This window comes from Pseudomonas canadensis (assembly GCF_030980095.1).
Taxonomy (GTDB): Bacteria; Pseudomonadota; Gammaproteobacteria; order Pseudomonadales; family Pseudomonadaceae; genus Aquipseudomonas; species Aquipseudomonas canadensis.
In genome coordinates this window covers 3,303,374-3,318,656 of sequence record NZ_CP133298.1, presented here as the reverse complement: position 1 = coordinate 3,318,656, position 15,283 = coordinate 3,303,374, and the positions used below count along the sequence as shown (strand labels likewise).

Below are 15,283 nucleotides of genomic sequence, written 5' to 3'. Positions count from 1 at the left end.
GTCTAGACGGCGAGTTCGTCTCGGGTCATGTCGCGTACTCCTGGGTCAAAAGCGCTCGTCCAGTATCGCCGGCAAAGTGATGTCCTTGACGAAGCTGGCCGAGGACAGGCTCAACGTCATGCGTACCACCTGCACCACATCGTGCACAGGAATCGAGTGGCCTTCATCCCGCTGCGCGGCTTGCTCGCGCGGCGTGCCAAGGGGATCCTCAGTGTTCAAGTACCCCAGATTCAGACAGGTGATAGCCAGGCGCTGCTGGCGATAGCCTTCACGCAACGCATCGGCAATCCCGCGCAAGGCAAACTTCGAGGCCCCGAAGGCGACCTCCGGACGGCCACTTTGCGGCAGGCCGGAAGTGGAGCCGGTCAGGATGATCCTCGGGTTTTGGCTTTTAAGCAGCATCGGCAACAGGCGCTTGATCAGCAGCAGGGTAGAGGTGATGTTGCAGGTGACGATGGCCTCGATCTGCTCATCATCGTCGGCCAGGAAGTTGTAGGCCGGGTCGAAAGCAAACTCTTCCCAGATGCCTAGGTTGTAGATCAGCGTGTCCAAGCCGTTATCGGCAATCGCCTCGGCGATGACGTGCGCAGCCTGGGTGGGTTTAGCGAGATTGGCCTCGATCCACTGCACCTCGACGCCGTCCTTGTGAGCCAACTGCTCAGGGCGGCTGCGGGACACGCCGATCAGCGTATCCCCAGGCTCACCGAGCCCTTCGATCAGGGCTTTGCCCAATCCTTTGCTTGCGCCTACCACCAGGGTTTTCATTGCGTGTCTCCTTGACTGTTAAATCGTTATTCAAGCCCTGCGCGCCATCAACAACACCGTCGCCGCCGCCGACAGCAAGCCTGCGCAGCACCGATTGAAAATCCGCTTGCCCCGCGGCTCGGCAAACCAGCGGCGCATGTGCAAGCCCATATAGGCGTAGGCGCTGATGGCGATCCACTCCAGCACCAGGAACATTGCGCCGAGCAGCGCGAATTGCGGGGTGATGGGCTCGCCGGGCACTACAAATTGTGGGAGGAAGGCGGTGAAGATCAGGATTGCCTTCGGATTGCCCGCCGCCACCAAAAACTCCTGCCGCGCCAACGCCCACAATCCCACCTTGGCCGTCGCGGACTGCGCCTCTGCCTCCGGATTGGCCCGCCACAACTGAAACGCCAGATAAAATAGATATGCCGCGCCCAGGATCTTGATCCCGTAGAACAGCAGCTCCGACGTCTGCAACACCACCGCCAACCCGGCGGATGCGAGGGCGATCATGCCGGCGAAGGCCAGCAAACGGCCGATGCCCGCCAAACAGGAGATGCGATAGCCGTAGCGGGTGGAGTTGCTCACGGACAGCAGGTTGTTCGGGCCCGGCGCCATGTTGAGGGCGAAGCAGGCGGGGAGGAAAAGGGCGAGGGTGGCGAGGTCCATGGCGGCTCCGGGTTCGCGGGGGCGGGGATGTGTGAGGATAAGGGGAGTGGAAGTCGTTGGACAGCCTCAGCCGTTCTTGTTTTGAGCTATCGTGGCATTTGCGACATCAGCGGCCATCTGTTCAGCACTGCGCATCCCGTCAATCCGTAAGAGCGGTACCGTCTGCTGTGATAGCCATGCCTCATGCCACGCCCGGTTACGCCCTGAGAAATTTGGATCGTCGTACTGCGAAGCCCATTCCCGAAAAGCCACGTGTATCGCGTACATATCACCACCGGGTGCGATCCGATCGCCGAAACGCGCCTTCTCGCGGGCCGCCAACCGTTCGAGGCGAACGGGCGTGGGGGTGGCGACGAACACGATCAAGTCAGCATCGGCAATCAACGCATCGCCCCACACCATGCAGGAACCACTCAGCACCCAGCCGTCGTCACCGAGTGCTTGTTGCATCAGGGAAACGCGGTCGCTGGGAGGTCGCTTGGTTGTGAAAGGAGGGTTGGTGGGCATCCAGTAAAAGTCATCGACGTCGACTTGCCGTATACCGAGCCGCGTGGCGAGGTTGTGACCCAGCGTGGTGACGCCCGCGCACGATGCTCCTGTGATGTAGATCCGCATTTTTCCTCCATGAATACAAGCCGGGTCCCAGGTCAGGGATATGTCCGATAAGCAGGACGACTCTGTCGTCCTGCCCAGGCATTTCAGGGCAAAGGTTTCGGGTTGACGGTGTACCAACCCGACGGGGTTTTGGCACATATCTGCGGCCTGAGCGGTGTTTCAACGGTGTTGTTGCCTTGAGCGGAAAGTTGGCGAACGGCAATCACGCAACCTGCCTTGAACGTGCTGATTTTGACCATCTGAAGTTCCATTTCATAGTCTTTGCCGGGCGCGGGAATGAGTGTGACAGGCGCGGGAAAGCAGGACATTTGCGAACCGCCCATGGCGAACCCTGCAATAAAGGGTTTACCCGCCGGAATGACGTGCTCGTCAAACACTTTGGGTGACTGGTTGATGGCTTTGCTTGCCTTGCTGGCAGGCATGCCAATCACGCTGTTCTGACTGTCAGTGGCCCTGAAAGGGTAGAGGCCCGCCGAGTCGACATGGGCTGTTTGCCATCCAGCTTCTTCAGGCGTTTTGGTCAGCAGGGACCCGTTGTAAAACGCCTCGCAAGTCTGGCCGCTGAGGAAGCCCGCGTTGGTGGTGTCCCCCGTGATGAAACGGACGCGGGCTGAGTTGGCCGGGTCGTATTGGCTGATCTGGGTTTCGTTGCGAACGTCGGTTTTGGTGGTGGCGCAGCCGATAAGCGTCAAGCTGAACGCCAGGGGAAAGAGAAAACGCATGGTTAACCTTCATATTCTGTAAGAGTGGGGCTTGAGAGGCAGCGATTGATGCCTTCGCCTAGGCGTCGGGTTGAGGCCTATTGATCAGCGTTCCAAACCGCCAGTTCATAGCCATCCGGATCGGTGAAGTGAAACCTGCGTCCACCAGGGAACGAAAATGTCTCGCGGGTGATGACAGCCCCCAGGGCTTTGAGTCGCTGCTGCGTGGCATCGAGATCATCGGCGTACAAAATAACTAACGGGCCACCCGGCCGAACCGGCTCCCCCGTGGTGAACCCGCCTGTCAGACGCCCATCGCTGAACTCCGTGTAGAGGGGGCCGTAATCGACGAACGTCCAGCCGAACGCGCCGCCGTAGAAGGCTTTGCTGCGGGCAATATCGCTGACGTTGAATTCGATGTTGTCGATTTGCCGGTCTTTACCTTGAGCGCTCATGCGTGCCTTCCTGGCCGATGTTAAGAGCGGCGAGTGTAGCGTGAACGTCCGCCTGCATGAAGACGGGAATCGTGCCTATGATGCTCCCGACTACAGAATTAATCGGAGCGGACAGCGTGCTGAAGATTGGAATCCTGGGCGTCGGTGAGCTGACGGAAAAGGTGGTGATCGGCCTGCGGCGCAGTGGGTTTGGCGGGCGGGTGTTGCTGTCTGCGCGTAACCACGAACGTGCGCAGCAGCTCGCTGAACAGTGGGACTGTGAGGTGATGGCTGACAATCAACAGGTTGTCGATGGGGCGGACTTGTTAGTCTTGGGCGTGCGCCCGGAGGTGGTCGATCAGCTTTCGAATGAAGTGCAGCTTAGACCTGAGCAAACGCTGGTGTCGTTGGTAGCAGGATTGAAGCTGGCCGAGCTTCAACGCCGGTTCCCGCAGGCGCGTGTCGTGCGCGCCATGCTGTCCTATGCCGCCCAGATCAACCAGACGACTGTGGTGATCACGCCCGGTGGCGAACCCTATGCAACACTGCTGGGCGCGCTCGGTTCATTGGTGGTGCTGGACGAGGAAGAGGCGTTCGAACTGGCCACTGTCGCGGCCTGCATGAACGGTTGGTTCTATTTCTTCCTGAGTGATCTTCAGCAGTGGTTTACCGACAAAGGCCTGTCCAAGGATCAGGCTGCCCAACTGGTGATGGGCAACCTGCAAGACTGCTTGGCCAGCGCCCGTCACCAGCCGTCCGCGAGTCTGGAAGCGTTGGGTAGCGCGATTGCGACACCGGGCACCTTTACCGCGGCTGGGTTGGAGGTGTTGAGAAACAAAGGCGCGACACAGGCATGGCGCGAGGCGGCTGACGAGGTGCTTGAGCGGCTGCACAAGCCTGCACGTTTATAGCCGGTGATGTTCCAGCAAGAAATCCACAAACACGCGGATCCGCGCGGGCATGCTCGCACCGCCGACAAACACCACGTGGATCGGCTCCCGGTCGCCGGGGTTCCAGGATTCCAGCAGGGGCACCAGGTGACCGCGTTGCAGGTCTTCTGCAACCGTGAACTCGCCGATGCGTGCGATACCGGCGCCTAACCGCGCCAGTTGAGCGAGTGCTTCGCCACTGCTGCATTCGATATTGCCGTTTATCTTCAGGGAAAACTCCCGGCCGTCACGGGCGAAGGGCCAGTCGGATTGCGCACGGCGGAAGTTGAAGCGCAGGCAGTTGTGGCGCAGCAAGTCGTTGGGTTCCAGAGGTGTGCCGTGTTGCGCGAGGTACTCCGGCGACGCCACCAGGACCTGGCCGGTGTCGCCGATGCGCCGTGCTGTCAGCGGACTGTCTGGCAGGTCGCCAAAGCGGATCGCGACGTCAGCCTGGCCGCCGAGGATGTCGACCACTTCGTCGCCCAAGGTCAGGTCCACCACAATGTTCGGGTAGCAGGCGCTGAACGCCGCCACCAACGGCACGATGGCCATGCGGCCGTGGCCCAGGGCCGCACTGACCCGCAGCCGGCCTTTGGGCGCGCCTTGGTCGGCGATGGCTTCTTCGACTTCCGCCATGTCGGCCAGGATGCGCCGGGCGCCGCGAAGGTACGCCTCGCCTTCGGCTGTGAAGGCGAGGGCGCGGGTCGTACGAATCAACAGGCGGGTGCCCAGGCGTTGTTCTGTGCGTGCGATGACGCGGCTGACGGCCGAGGGCGTCAATCGTAATGCCCGCGCTGCTGCCGACAGGCTGCCTTCCTGCGCCACCATTGCAAATACCGCCATCTCACCCGACCTGCCGTTGAAATCCATTTTTGCCTCGCGCGCAAAGGTGATTGCCAATTAAACGGTCTAGTGCCGTTAAAGCGTTGATCGTAGCATTTGCGGCATAAATGAGGAGTCTTCCATGCGTATCAATCCACCCCTTGTAGCCCTTGCTGTCGGTGCCTTCGGCATTGGCGTCACTGAGTTCGCGCCCATGGGCATGTTGCCCACCATCGCCAATGACCTTGGCGTTTCGATTCCCACTGCGGGGCTGTTGGTCAGCGCCTACGCCCTGGGGGTATTGCTCGGCGCGCCACTGATGATCTTGACCACTGGCAAGATCCCCCGTCGTCACTTGCTGGTCGGGCTTATGGCCATTTTCACCCTGGGTAACGTGATGTCGGCGCTTGCAACCGGCTATTACGACCTGTTGATTGCCCGCGTCATCACTTCGCTCAACCACGGCGCGTTTTTTGGCGTCGGTTCCATCGTCGCGGCCAGTGTGGTCGCGCCGGACAAGCGCGCGGGAGCTGTCGCCGCGATGTTTATGGGCCTGACCCTGGCGACCATTGGTGGCGTGCCACTGGCGACCTGGTTTGGTGAACTGCTTGGCTGGCGTACGGCGTTCTGGGGCATTGGCGGACTGGGCCTGGTGACCATGGTCGCGCTGTGGTTCGCGCTGCCTAACCTGCCGTTGCCGAAAAGTGACGGTGTGCTGGCCGAAATCAAAGTGCTGGGACGCGGTTCGGTACTGGCGGCACTGGCCCTGACCGTGGTGGGCTCCAGTGCTATGTTCACCGTGTTTACCTATATCGCGCCGATCCTGAGCAACCAGACCCATGCGTCTACTCCCTTTATCACGGCCATGCTGGTGCTGTTCGGCGTCGGGTTGACCCTGGGCAATATATGGGGGGGCAAGGCAGCAGATCGCTCGATCGACCGGACCCTGATCGTCTCGCTGAGCGCACTGATTCTGGTCCTGCTGGCCTTTGCATTCCTGATGCGTTGGCCGATACCGGCAGCGGTGAGCATCCTCATCTGGAGTATCGCCAGCTTCGCCGTCGTGCCGCCGTTGCAGATGCGTGTGATGGAAGCGGCCAAAGATGCGCCGAACCTGGCCTCGGCCGTGAACATCGGCGCCTTCAACTTCGGCAACGCGATTGGCGCAGCAGTGGGTGGCGCAGTGATCAACGCAGGGCTGGGCTACCCGGCGATTTCCCTGGCCGGCGCCGCGATGGCGGGCTTGGGGTTGCTGATGGTCGTGACGTTCGCCTGGGGTTCTCGAGCGCGCATGGCTGCGGCGGTTTAGCAGGTGCGCACCAAAGGGTTCACTGCGGCGCCTTCAGAAAACGCTGTTCATGGTCTGGATGCGGCAACAGGCAGGTGTCGTACTGCCCAAAAATCCGATAGCGATTGCGTGCGACGCGGTCGTAAGCCCAGTCCCGAAGCGCGCGTGGGATGATGCGCAACAGCAGCAATGGACGCCACACGGCAGGCAGTTGCGCAACGATTTCGAACACGGCGTCCGAACGCACCCAGTAATGGTGGTTTCGAATGACCGCCAGGGTGTCGAACTGATCCAGGGGCAGCCCCGCCCAGGCCAGCAACGCCTGGCCTTCGGGGGACTGCACCGCCGCCAAGCGCACGCGCCGTTGGCGGTCGTGACGGATCAGGAACCTCGCCCAACCGTTGCACAGCTTGCACACGCCGTCGAACAGCACCACGGTTTCGCCAGGCTTGAGCAACGGCGCGAGGGACGGGCGGGTTTGGGAGGCGGGCATAAGCGTGGGTCCAGTCGTGCCGTGTGAGCCTGGATCATACCCGTGTTCGCGAAAGCAAGGGCGCCGCGTCTTTTTCCTCCGAACCCACGTCATGCAAGGAAATCCGCGACGTCTCCGGCAACGCCAGCCCACCCGCCAACGCCAGCAACGCCACGGCAATCAGGTAAAACGCCGGTGACAGATTGCTGCCGGTGGTGCTGATCAACCAGGTCGCCATCAACGGCGCGGTGCCGCCGAAGATCGTATAGGCCAGGTTGTAGGTGATCGCCGAGGCGGTGTAGCGCGTGCGGGTCGGAAACGTTTCCGACAGCAAGGCTGCCGTGACCACCCCACACAGCACGGCCCCCACCGCCAGCAGCATCACGCCGACAATGGACGCCACGAACGAACCGGAGCTGGCCATCAGGAATGACGGATACACCACGACCATCAACAGCACGCAGGCGGTCATCACGGTGACACGACGCCCGACCCGATCCGAATACAGCCCCGCCAGCGGGCAAATCGCCGCCGCGAAGATCAACGCAATCAGCGACACCAGCAACGCCATCGCCCGACTCAAGCCGCCCGCCACTTGCAGATAGGTCGCGAAATACGTGGTGAACATATAAAACGACAGCGCCGTCAGTGACACAAAAGCGCCCAGGCAGCAGATCGCCGCACCATGGTTGCGCAGGGTTTCCTTGAGCGGGGAGTGGGCCACCGTGTGTTCTTCCTTCACGGCCTGGAAGGCGGGCGTCTCGTCCAGCTTCCAGCGCAGGTAAAGCCCCACCAGGCCGAGCGGCGCGGCGATCAGGAACGGCAAGCGCCAGCCCCAACTGCCCATCGCCTCGGCGGATAACGACGCTTCCAGTGCATACGCCACCACCGCGGCGGCAGCGAAGGCGGAAAACGTCGACACCGGCACGAAGCTGCCGTACCAGGCGCGCTTGTCACTGGGCGCGTGCTCCATCAGATAGGCACAGGCCCCGGCATATTCGCCCCCGGCGGAGAACCCTTGGGCGCAGCGAATCAGCGACAACAGGATCGGCGCCGCTACGCCGATAGCTGCGTAGGTCGGCAGCAGGCCAATCAGGGTGGTGGCGCCAGCCATCAACAGGATCGTCATGGCCAGCGTGCGTTTGCGGCCGATACGGTCGCCGAGCATGCCGAAGAAAATCCCGCCCAGTGGCCGGAAGGCAAACGCCACGGCAAACACGGCGAAGGTCTTGAGCAATGCCACGCTGGCGTCGCCGCTGGGGAAGAATTGCTGGGCGATGGTGGTGGCGAGGAAACCGTAGACGGCGAAGTCGAACCACTCGACAAAGTTACCGATGCCGGCGGCGATAATGACCTTTAGCAAAGTCTGGGGGCTGACCTGTTCGGTGGATGGGCTCGTCATGGGGTGAGGCCTCGGGATAGGTGCGGGGATGGCTGATTATCGGGGCTGGCGGTTGGGCGGCGGGGCCCAAAAGAGTCGTCCGCGTAGTCAGTAGCGACTTGGTCGAGTTGGGGGAGGCAGGAATTGGGCCAGGTGAGGCAAGGAGCGTGTGCGCAACTTTGGTTAAGACTTTAACAATGGTTTACATCGCTGAACCTTTGATGCCGTTATGGTTTGTGGCTACTGGCAAACATGATGATTACCCGATGCAGTCGAGCGACAATCTTTTGAATCCGGAGCTGATCAACATCCGGCGGCTGTTCACAACGCCCTTGGCCAGCATCCAATACCCGAACGCCGACACGCTCAACGCAGAGCTCAAAGCGCTCGTCACCCACCGCATGGCCCAGGACCAGTGCGGCGCCCAGCGCAGCAACGATGGCGGCTGGCAATCCGCGAACGATTTTCAGGAGTGGGGTGGGGACGCCTGCGGCGCGTTGGTGGCCTTCGCCACGCAGTTCGCCACCGAACTGACTGCGGTTCATCACGAAGGCTTCGGATTAACCGTGCCCGGTTTCGAGTGGAAGCTCAACGCGTGGGCCAATGTGAGCCAGGCTGGCCACAGCAATGCGCTGCATGGGCATCCGGGAGCATTCTGGTCGGGGGTGTATTGGGTTGATGCAGGAGGCCGTGAAGAGGACGCCACCGTCGGCGGCGACCTGGAATTCGTTGATCCGCGAGGCATGGTGGCCTCGACCTACAATCCCGCCTTGCGCATGCGGGTCGAGGATTGCCTGACCGCCGGGTTCAGCAGCACCTGCGTTGCCAGCAGCGGGACATTGATCATGTTTCCGTCCTGGTTGATGCACTCGGTACGACGCTTTGAGGGGACGCGGCCGCGGATCTCCATCGCGTTCAACTTTGGGGTATGAGAGGCGCGCGGACTGCTCCCATGACCTGCCGAATGACTTGCGCAAGTATCCTGATGCCTTCATCAATCTGCTGCACAGTAAGCCCGGCATAGCCCAGTATCAGGCTTGCCGGTCGTTCTCTTGCCGACGTGAACAACGGCGATAGCGGATACACACCTATCCCGCGCTCAAGCGCCATCGCCTGCAATGCGCTTTCATCCCGGGCATGCAGGGTTGGCAATAGCAATACACCGTGCAACCCGGCCGCCATGCCCTCCAGTTTTCCAAGCCCCGCCAAGTGGCGGTCGACGGTATCCAGCAGGGCTTTTCGTCGGCCTTCGTTATCACGGCGCAAGCGGCGTAGATGGCGTTCGTAGGCGCCACTGTCGATCAACGAGGCAAGCACGTTTTGCTCCCAACGGGTTTCGTTGCGATCGGTCAACCGTTTGGCCTCGCGAAACACGCCCACCAGTTCGCGCGGCAGTACCAGGTAACCCAACCTCAGTTGCGGCGAAAGCGCCTTGGAGAAGGTGCCGACGTAGATCACGCGGGCCTCGGCATCCATCGATTGCAAGGCGTCGATGGGACGCTGGCCGTAACGGAACTCGCCACCGTAATCGTCTTCGATGATCCAGGCGCGATGGCGCTTTGCCCAGTTCAGCAGTTCGACGCGTCGCGCGATGGACAGCACGGCGCCCATGGGGAATTGGTGCGACGGAGTGACGTAGGCCAACCGTGCGCGCGGGTCATCCAGCAACAGGTGTGTCTGCAAACCGGATGCATCCACCGGGATGGGCAAGGCCGTTGCGCCGGTGGCCTCGAAGCAATAGCGGGCCATGCGGTAGCCGGGGTCTTCGAAAATGAAGGCGTCGTCAGGGTTGAGCAGCAAGCGGGCACACAGGTCTAGCCCTTGCTGGGAGCCGTGCACCACCAGTAGCTGCTCGGTATCGCAGGTCAAGCCACGGGCGCGGCGCAGGTAGCCTTGCAGCGCCTGGCGCAAAGCGGCTTCGCCTTCGGGCTGGCCGTAAGGCCGCGTAGGTTGGCGCTTGATCAGTTCGGCTCGATAGGCGCGGTTCCAGCCCAGTGCCGGAAAGTCCCGCGAGGCGACCGCTCCATATCGGAAGTCGATGCGCGCGGTGGGCGAAACCATGTGATAGGGCGTGAGAGCGGCAACCCGCTGCCCATAGCGCGACAATGGGGGTGGCGGGCTGTCGCGGGGCACGGTGCCAACGACAGGAAGCGCACTGGTAAGGGCTGCGACCCTGGCGGCCTTGCCCACGGCGGTCACCACAAACCCTTCGGCAGCCAATTGCTCGTAGGCGGCGGTGACCGTGGTGCGCGAGACCCCAAGCGTCTCCGCCATGGCACGGGTGGAGGGCAGCTTCGCGTCGGGCGCCAGGGTGCCGTCCTCTATCTGCGCTCGCAGCTTGGTGTAGAGGCGGCGTTCCGCGCCGCGCCTGGGGTTCGATAACTGGCCCATGGAAAAACCTCAAAACTGGTACTTTTTGCGGTGCCGGTGATGCGCGAGATTATGACGTCTCTTCTCTGCGAAATGAATGCACGCCATGGAACTTGAGCTGACAACCACGACGATCCTTGTGACCTTTGCCGGGGTCTTTTTGATCTGCTTTATGAAAGGCGCCTTTGGCGGCGGCTTTGCCATCGTCGGTATCCCGCTGCTGTCGCTGGTGATGGACCCGATCACTGCCGGCGGCTTGCTGGCGCCGTTGTTCATCGCCATGGACCTGTTCGGCCTGCGCTATTGGAAACCGTCGACCTGGTCAAAGCCCGACCTCACGTTACTGGTACCTGGGTTGGTGGTCGGAATCGGCGTTGGCTACCTGCTTTTTCGCGTATTGGATCACCGTGCGATTGCCATCGTGATGGCGGTGGTCACGCTGGTGTTCGTCGGCCTGTGGTTCAGGGCCGGGGGAAATGTCAGTGTGAAGCCGCGCTCAACGCCGAAGGCCGTGGCCGCTGGGGTCACCTCGGGAATCACCACCATGGTTGCGCATTCCGGTGGGCCACCGTTGGCGATGTACTTGCTGCCACTGGGCCTGAGCAAACAGGTTTACGCCGGGACCACCAGCCTGTTTTTCACCGTGGGCAATGTGCTCAAGGCGATTCCGTGGTTGATCCTCGCCAGGCCTACCGGCAACGTGTTGGGTCTGGCGCTTATCTGTTTGTTCGCCGTGCCCAGTGGCGTGTGGCTGGGCTGGCGGCTGCATGCGCGATTGGATCAGCGCCAGCTCTATCGCGCCTGCTATGGCTTGCTGATTATCACGGCGCTGAAGCTGCTGTGGGACGGGATTGGGGGCTACTGGGCCTAGGGGTGGAACCTGCGTCCCAACGCATCCAGCCGCACTGCAATCGGCGGTAATCGCTCGCTGCTGCGCGCCAGGGTTTCCACATCGTCGGCGGTGCTTTGCGCAATGCTCTGCACCGACTGCAACCGCCCGACAATCTCCAGGTTCGCCGTGGTCTGTTCGCGGGTGGTGGTCACGATCCGTCCATTCAGATCGTCGATGTGCGCAATGTCGCTTCCCACCGCGCGCAGCATGTCGACGGCTACCTGACTGTCTTCAACGCAACGCTCCACGCCTTGGCGGCTGTCGTGCATGGCTTCCACGGCCTGGCGGCTGCCGTGTTGCAGGCCTTCGATGATGGTCTTGATTTCCTGGGTGGACACCGCCGTGCGCTGCGCTAGGCTGCGCACTTCGTCGGCGACCACGGCAAAGCCGCGGCCTTGCTCGCCGGCGCGGGCGGCCTCGATGGCCGCGTTGAGGGCGAGCAGGTTGGTCTGGTTGGCGATGCTGTTGATCACTTCGAGCACGGTGCCGATCTGCTCGGCTTGCACGGCGAGGCCCTGCACCGTTTCGTGGGTGCCGTTGAGGCGTGTGGCCAGTTGGGTGATTTCCTGTTGGGCACGGCTGACGCTTTCCTGGCCGCGCTGGATCTGTTGACTGGCCTTGCCGGCGTGGTCCACCGCTTGCTCGACGTGCACGGCGATATGGCCCATGGCGTCTTCCATGCGCTGCATCGAGCCGGTCATCTGGGTGATCTGCGCCAATTGATGCCGAGCGCCTTTTTCCAGGGTACCGCTGGCGCTGGCCAGTTCCTGGCCGAGTTGGCCGAGGCCGTGGGAGTCGCGGGCGACGCCGTCGATCAGGTGCGTGATCTGTTGCAGGAAGTGGTCGAAGCGCGTGGCCAACGACACATGCACCTTGCCTTCGCCATGGGTGGTTTGCGCGCTGAATTGGGACGTGACTGCGAGCATCTTCTCCAGCATTTCCTGGCTCTCGACCGCTTCGGCTTGGCTGTGCACGGCGAGGTAGAGCAGGGCGACGGTTTCCATCACCACGTAGAAGGCGTGGACGAACACCATGGTCCAGCCGCCGTGATGCTCCATCACAAACACCGGGAACCCTTGGTGTTGCAGGGCATGGAAGACCACGTGATGCACGGCGATGGTGGCGGCGGCGACCAGGATCGGCAGCCAGTCACGATAAAACGTCAGCACCGCCAAAAGCGCGAAGATCCCGAAGTGCGATTCGATCACGCCCTGGGCCTGGTTGATGTGCAGTGCCGCCATGATCATCAGGCCCGCGCCGAGGGCACAACGCATCACGCGGGTGCTGCCTATCGCACGGTACAGCGCCGTGAGCACCACGCTGGTGCCGCCGCCGATGATGGCGGCTTGCATCAAGGTGTCATGCCAGAACGCCAAGCCTAGGGAGAACAGGAACATCAACCAGATCAACGCCAGCATGATGCGGTCGGCTTTACGGTAGTGCTCGAAAAAACGCGCGCGGGTGGGCATTCACACTTACTCCCTGTGGTCTGGCCGAATCAAAGTGAGGGGCAGGGTGGAGCGAATCAGGTGTTTTTAGTTTTTATTGGATTCAGTGATGCCAACGGTTATCGGCATCCGGCGGCGGGACTTGAGGAACGGCTACCCGGGCGGGTAGCCGTTGATCGGATCACGATCAGAAGCTGTATTTGGCCGTGACGCCAAAGCTGCGCGGGTTACCGTAAGTGTCGGTCGAACCCCAGATCGGGCTGGTGGCGATGGCCGAGTAATAGGTGCGGTCGAAAATGTTGTTCACGTTCAACTGCAGGTCCAGGTGTTTGTTCACCTGGTAACCGGCCATCACGTCGGCAACGGCATAACTGCCTTGTTCCAGGCGATAGGTATTGCTGTTGGCGAGCACCACATCGTTGTACATGCGGCTCTGCCAGTAAACATTGCCACCGATGCGCAGTTTTTCCAGTGGGCCCTGGAAGCGGTAGGAGGTGGTGAGTTTGAACAAACGTTCCGGGGTGTCGGTGTCGAAACGCTGGTTGTTGTTGGCCGCATTGGTGTCCTTGATGTAATGCGCACGGGTGTAGGTGAAACCGCCGCCGACCTGCCAGTTTTCGGTGAGTGCACCTTGCAGCTCAAGGTCTATGCCTTGGCTACGTACCAGGCCGGAGGCTTCGTAGCACGCCATGATCGGGCAACCGGCTTGGCTCTCGGGCAGGGTCGCACGGTTTTTCTGGTCGATCTGGAACACCGCCAGGCTGGCGTTGAGCGCGCCGTTGAAGTATTCGCCCTTGATACCGACTTCATAGTTTTCGCCGACGATGGGCTTCAGTGGCTTGTCCGAGAAGTCGCGGCTTGTCTGCGGTGTGAAGATGTCGGTGTAGCTCGCGTACACGGAGTACTGGTCGTTCAGGTCATAGATCACGCCGGCGTAGCGCGTGAGGTTACGGGTGACTTTGTAGTCGCCGTCGCCTTGGCGGTCATCGTAGTCATACCAGTCCACGCGCGCGCCGAGGATCACCTTGAGCGGGTCTGCGAGGTTCAGGCGGGTGGTCAGGTAAACGCCGTCCTGGGTGGTGATGCTGTGGCCTTTGCCGTCACGTACGAAGTCCGGTTTTGCCCCATTGAGCGGGTAATTGGTGTCGTAGGGGCTGTATTCCTTGGACGTGGCGTCGTAGATGCGCTTGCTGGTACCGACCACCACTTCATGGGTGCGCCCGAACGCTTCGACCGGGCCGCTGAGGAACGTGTCCAGGCCGTACTGCTTGTCGTCCTGGTGCGATTGATAGGCGGTGCGCGCCAGTGTGGTCTGGTAGCGCGACTGGTAGGTGCCGGTGAACACACCGTCCAACTGAGAGGAGGAACCTGCGATGTGGAGCTTCCAGTCGTTGGCGAAGCGATGTTCGATATCACCGAAGACAGTGTCGATGGTCAGCTTCTTGTTTTCCCAGTCGGAGCCGGGGTTGGTGGAGCGGGGCAGGTTCAGGTGATGGCCGTCGGTGCCGATGGGCAGGCCGCCCCAGAAGAAGTTGGTCTGGTCTTCCTGGCGCGAGAAACCCAGGGTGGCGGTGGTGTTTTCGCTGAGGTCAGCTTCACCGATGGCGTAGAACAGGCCGTGGTCGCTTTCTTCGCCTTTGCGGAAACTGTTGGCGTCGCGGTAGGAGCCTACGACGCGGCCACGCAGGGTGCCGCTGTCATTCAAGGCGCTGGAAGCGTCGAATTCGCCGCGATAATCGTCCCAACTGCCGGCGGCACCGGTGATCGATACCTGCTGCGTGGCGGTCGGGCGCTTGCGCACAAAGTTGATCGCCGCCGAAGGGTTGCCGGCGCCGGTGACCAGGCCGGTGGCGCCACGGATCACTTCTACACGGTCGAACATCGCCAGGTTGGGCTGCACGCTGTTGGCGTAGCCGGAATAGGAGCTGGGGATGCCGTCAAACATCATGTTGTCGATGTCGAAGCCACGTGATCTGTACGTCTGCCGGCCAGGACCGCTGGACTGGCTGAGGAACAGGCCGGGCGTGTTCTTGACCACGTCGTTGACGCTGGTCATGGCCTGGTCGTCCATGCGTTGGCGGGTGATGACCGTGACGGCCTGGGGTGTTTCACGCATGGTCAGCGGGAGTTTGGTGGCGGTCGCCATCTCGCCGGTGGTGTAGGACTGGGTGCCTTCGGTGGTCTGGCCCAGCTGTTCAGTGCTGATCTGGGTGGCACCCAATTCGAGCGGGGCGGTTTTTTCCGCCTCAGCGGCAAAGGCCGCCGTTGAACTTGCAAGACAGACGGCCAACGCCATCAGACTGGGTGAAAAACCTTTGCTGCCGTGTTGTTGCACAGACATGGAACTGACTCTCCCCGAATGCCTTCCATAGCGAATAATAAAGGTGTTGATAATTATTCGCATCAGTGTGGCAGATTGAGTTCGAAGGAAAAAGCCTTCGGAGAGAATTAGTTAACGTTTTTTTCACAATTTACTGGCAGCGATTTGCTAAATCGGCCCCAGCAAACGCGATCT

At 61.4% G+C, this 15,283-nt stretch carries 15 protein-coding genes; 4 read left to right on the top strand and 11 right to left on the bottom strand.

The features are described 5' to 3' along the window. Positions 1-45: 45 nt before the first annotated feature. The 5 genes from RB216_RS15105 to RB216_RS15085 all read right to left on the bottom strand — a co-directional run bounded on the left by RB216_RS15105 (position 46) and on the right by RB216_RS15085 (position 3,187). Positions 46-765 carry an SDR family NAD(P)-dependent oxidoreductase gene (locus RB216_RS15105; protein WP_305381096.1) on the bottom strand — a complete coding sequence of 240 codons (720 nt, stop codon included), beginning with the start codon at positions 763-765 and terminating at the stop codon, positions 46-48. Between the two features lie 30 nt (positions 766-795). Beyond that, the gene (locus RB216_RS15100; RefSeq protein ID WP_308907488.1) at positions 796-1,416 is read right to left on the bottom strand and encodes a LysE family translocator; all 621 of its coding nucleotides are present in this window, start codon (positions 1,414-1,416) and stop codon (positions 796-798) included. 66 nt (positions 1,417-1,482) lie between these two features. Further along, positions 1,483-2,031, bottom strand: a complete 549-nt coding sequence (locus tag RB216_RS15095) for an ATP-binding protein (protein WP_308907487.1) — start codon at positions 2,029-2,031, stop codon at positions 1,483-1,485. A gap of 83 nt (positions 2,032-2,114) precedes the next feature. Further along, positions 2,115-2,753: a hypothetical protein gene (locus RB216_RS15090; RefSeq protein WP_122684895.1), complete on the bottom strand. Its 639-nt coding sequence runs from the start codon at positions 2,751-2,753 to the stop codon at positions 2,115-2,117. Between the two features lie 77 nt (positions 2,754-2,830). Next, complete coding sequence (locus RB216_RS15085) at positions 2,831-3,187, bottom strand: VOC family protein (RefSeq protein WP_028616314.1); 357 nt, start codon at positions 3,185-3,187, stop codon at positions 2,831-2,833. Between the two features lie 116 nt (positions 3,188-3,303). Here RB216_RS15085 and RB216_RS15080 point away from each other — a divergent pair, with 116 nt between their 5' ends. Further along, the gene (locus tag RB216_RS15080; RefSeq protein WP_068932887.1) at positions 3,304-4,077 is read left to right on the top strand and encodes an NAD(P)-binding domain-containing protein; all 774 of its coding nucleotides are present in this window, start codon (positions 3,304-3,306) and stop codon (positions 4,075-4,077) included. Here RB216_RS15080 and RB216_RS15075 read toward each other — a convergent pair. After that, positions 4,072-4,965 (bottom strand): LysR family transcriptional regulator, encoded by an 894-nt coding sequence (locus RB216_RS15075; protein WP_068933376.1) that lies wholly within the window; start codon positions 4,963-4,965, stop codon positions 4,072-4,074. The genes RB216_RS15080 and RB216_RS15075 overlap by 6 nt on opposite strands. Before the next feature lie 94 nt (positions 4,966-5,059). On the opposite strand from RB216_RS15075, the gene RB216_RS15070 reads away from it, so the two are divergent. Then, on the top strand, positions 5,060-6,226 hold the full coding sequence (locus RB216_RS15070; RefSeq protein WP_308907486.1) for an MFS transporter: 1,167 nt from the start codon (positions 5,060-5,062) through the stop codon (positions 6,224-6,226). A 19-nt stretch (positions 6,227-6,245) separates the two neighbouring features. Here RB216_RS15070 and RB216_RS15065 read toward each other — a convergent pair whose 3' ends face one another. Both RB216_RS15065 and RB216_RS15060 read right to left on the bottom strand, forming a co-directional pair. Further along, positions 6,246-6,698 carry a thiol-disulfide oxidoreductase DCC family protein gene (locus RB216_RS15065; RefSeq protein WP_028616310.1) on the bottom strand — a complete coding sequence of 151 codons (453 nt, stop codon included), beginning with the start codon at positions 6,696-6,698 and terminating at the stop codon, positions 6,246-6,248. Between the two features lie 34 nt (positions 6,699-6,732). Beyond that, positions 6,733-8,079: an MFS transporter gene (locus tag RB216_RS15060; RefSeq protein WP_308907485.1), complete on the bottom strand. Its 1,347-nt coding sequence runs from the start codon at positions 8,077-8,079 to the stop codon at positions 6,733-6,735. Between the two features lie 245 nt (positions 8,080-8,324). Between RB216_RS15060 and RB216_RS15055 the strand changes: the two genes are divergently transcribed. Next, on the top strand, positions 8,325-8,990 hold the full coding sequence (locus RB216_RS15055) for a TIGR02466 family protein (RefSeq protein ID WP_308908884.1): 666 nt from the start codon (positions 8,325-8,327) through the stop codon (positions 8,988-8,990). On the opposite strand, the gene pdxR is transcribed toward RB216_RS15055, so the two are convergent. Further along, positions 8,974-10,449: a MocR-like pyridoxine biosynthesis transcription factor PdxR gene (pdxR, locus tag RB216_RS15050; RefSeq protein ID WP_308907484.1), complete on the bottom strand. Its 1,476-nt coding sequence runs from the start codon at positions 10,447-10,449 to the stop codon at positions 8,974-8,976. The genes RB216_RS15055 and pdxR overlap by 17 nt on opposite strands. Positions 10,450-10,534: 85 nt before the next feature. Between pdxR and RB216_RS15045 the strand changes: the two genes are divergently transcribed. After that, on the top strand, positions 10,535-11,299 hold the full coding sequence (locus RB216_RS15045) for a sulfite exporter TauE/SafE family protein (protein WP_122727292.1): 765 nt from the start codon (positions 10,535-10,537) through the stop codon (positions 11,297-11,299). Here RB216_RS15045 and RB216_RS15040 read toward each other — a convergent pair. Both RB216_RS15040 and RB216_RS15035 read right to left on the bottom strand, forming a co-directional pair. Then, positions 11,296-12,789 (bottom strand): methyl-accepting chemotaxis protein, encoded by a 1,494-nt coding sequence (locus RB216_RS15040; RefSeq protein ID WP_028616305.1) that lies wholly within the window; start codon positions 12,787-12,789, stop codon positions 11,296-11,298. The genes RB216_RS15045 and RB216_RS15040 overlap by 4 nt on opposite strands. Before the next feature lie 166 nt (positions 12,790-12,955). Next, positions 12,956-15,109 (bottom strand): TonB-dependent siderophore receptor, encoded by a 2,154-nt coding sequence (locus RB216_RS15035; protein ID WP_308907483.1) that lies wholly within the window; start codon positions 15,107-15,109, stop codon positions 12,956-12,958. Between the last annotated feature and the right edge of the window lie 174 nt (positions 15,110-15,283).

What these genes read in the sequence shown, in the direction of transcription:
- RB216_RS15100 (WP_308907488.1), bottom strand. Translation starts at nt 1,416, where the DNA reads ATGGACCTCGCCACCCTCGCCCTTTTCCTCCCCGCCTGCTTCGCCCTC.
- RB216_RS15060 (WP_308907485.1), bottom strand. Translation starts at nt 8,079, where the DNA reads ATGACGAGCCCATCCACCGAACAGGTCAGCCCCCAGACTTTGCTAAAG.
- RB216_RS15085 (WP_028616314.1), bottom strand. Translation starts at nt 3,187, where the DNA reads ATGAGCGCTCAAGGTAAAGACCGGCAAATCGACAACATCGAATTCAAC.
- RB216_RS15090 (WP_122684895.1), bottom strand. Translation starts at nt 2,753, where the DNA reads ATGCGTTTTCTCTTTCCCCTGGCGTTCAGCTTGACGCTTATCGGCTGC.
- RB216_RS15035 (WP_308907483.1), bottom strand. Translation starts at nt 15,109, where the DNA reads ATGTCTGTGCAACAACACGGCAGCAAAGGTTTTTCACCCAGTCTGATG.
- RB216_RS15105 (WP_305381096.1), bottom strand. Translation starts at nt 765, where the DNA reads ATGAAAACCCTGGTGGTAGGCGCAAGCAAAGGATTGGGCAAAGCCCTG.
- RB216_RS15040 (WP_028616305.1), bottom strand. Translation starts at nt 12,789, where the DNA reads ATGCCCACCCGCGCGCGTTTTTTCGAGCACTACCGTAAAGCCGACCGC.
- RB216_RS15045 (WP_122727292.1), top strand. Translation starts at nt 10,535, where the DNA reads ATGGAACTTGAGCTGACAACCACGACGATCCTTGTGACCTTTGCCGGG.
- RB216_RS15070 (WP_308907486.1), top strand. Translation starts at nt 5,060, where the DNA reads ATGCGTATCAATCCACCCCTTGTAGCCCTTGCTGTCGGTGCCTTCGGC.
- RB216_RS15055 (WP_308908884.1), top strand. Translation starts at nt 8,325, where the DNA reads ATGCAGTCGAGCGACAATCTTTTGAATCCGGAGCTGATCAACATCCGG.
- RB216_RS15075 (WP_068933376.1), bottom strand. Translation starts at nt 4,965, where the DNA reads ATGGATTTCAACGGCAGGTCGGGTGAGATGGCGGTATTTGCAATGGTG.
- RB216_RS15065 (WP_028616310.1), bottom strand. Translation starts at nt 6,698, where the DNA reads ATGCCCGCCTCCCAAACCCGCCCGTCCCTCGCGCCGTTGCTCAAGCCT.
- pdxR (WP_308907484.1), bottom strand. Translation starts at nt 10,449, where the DNA reads ATGGGCCAGTTATCGAACCCCAGGCGCGGCGCGGAACGCCGCCTCTAC.
- RB216_RS15095 (WP_308907487.1), bottom strand. Translation starts at nt 2,031, where the DNA reads ATGCGGATCTACATCACAGGAGCATCGTGCGCGGGCGTCACCACGCTG.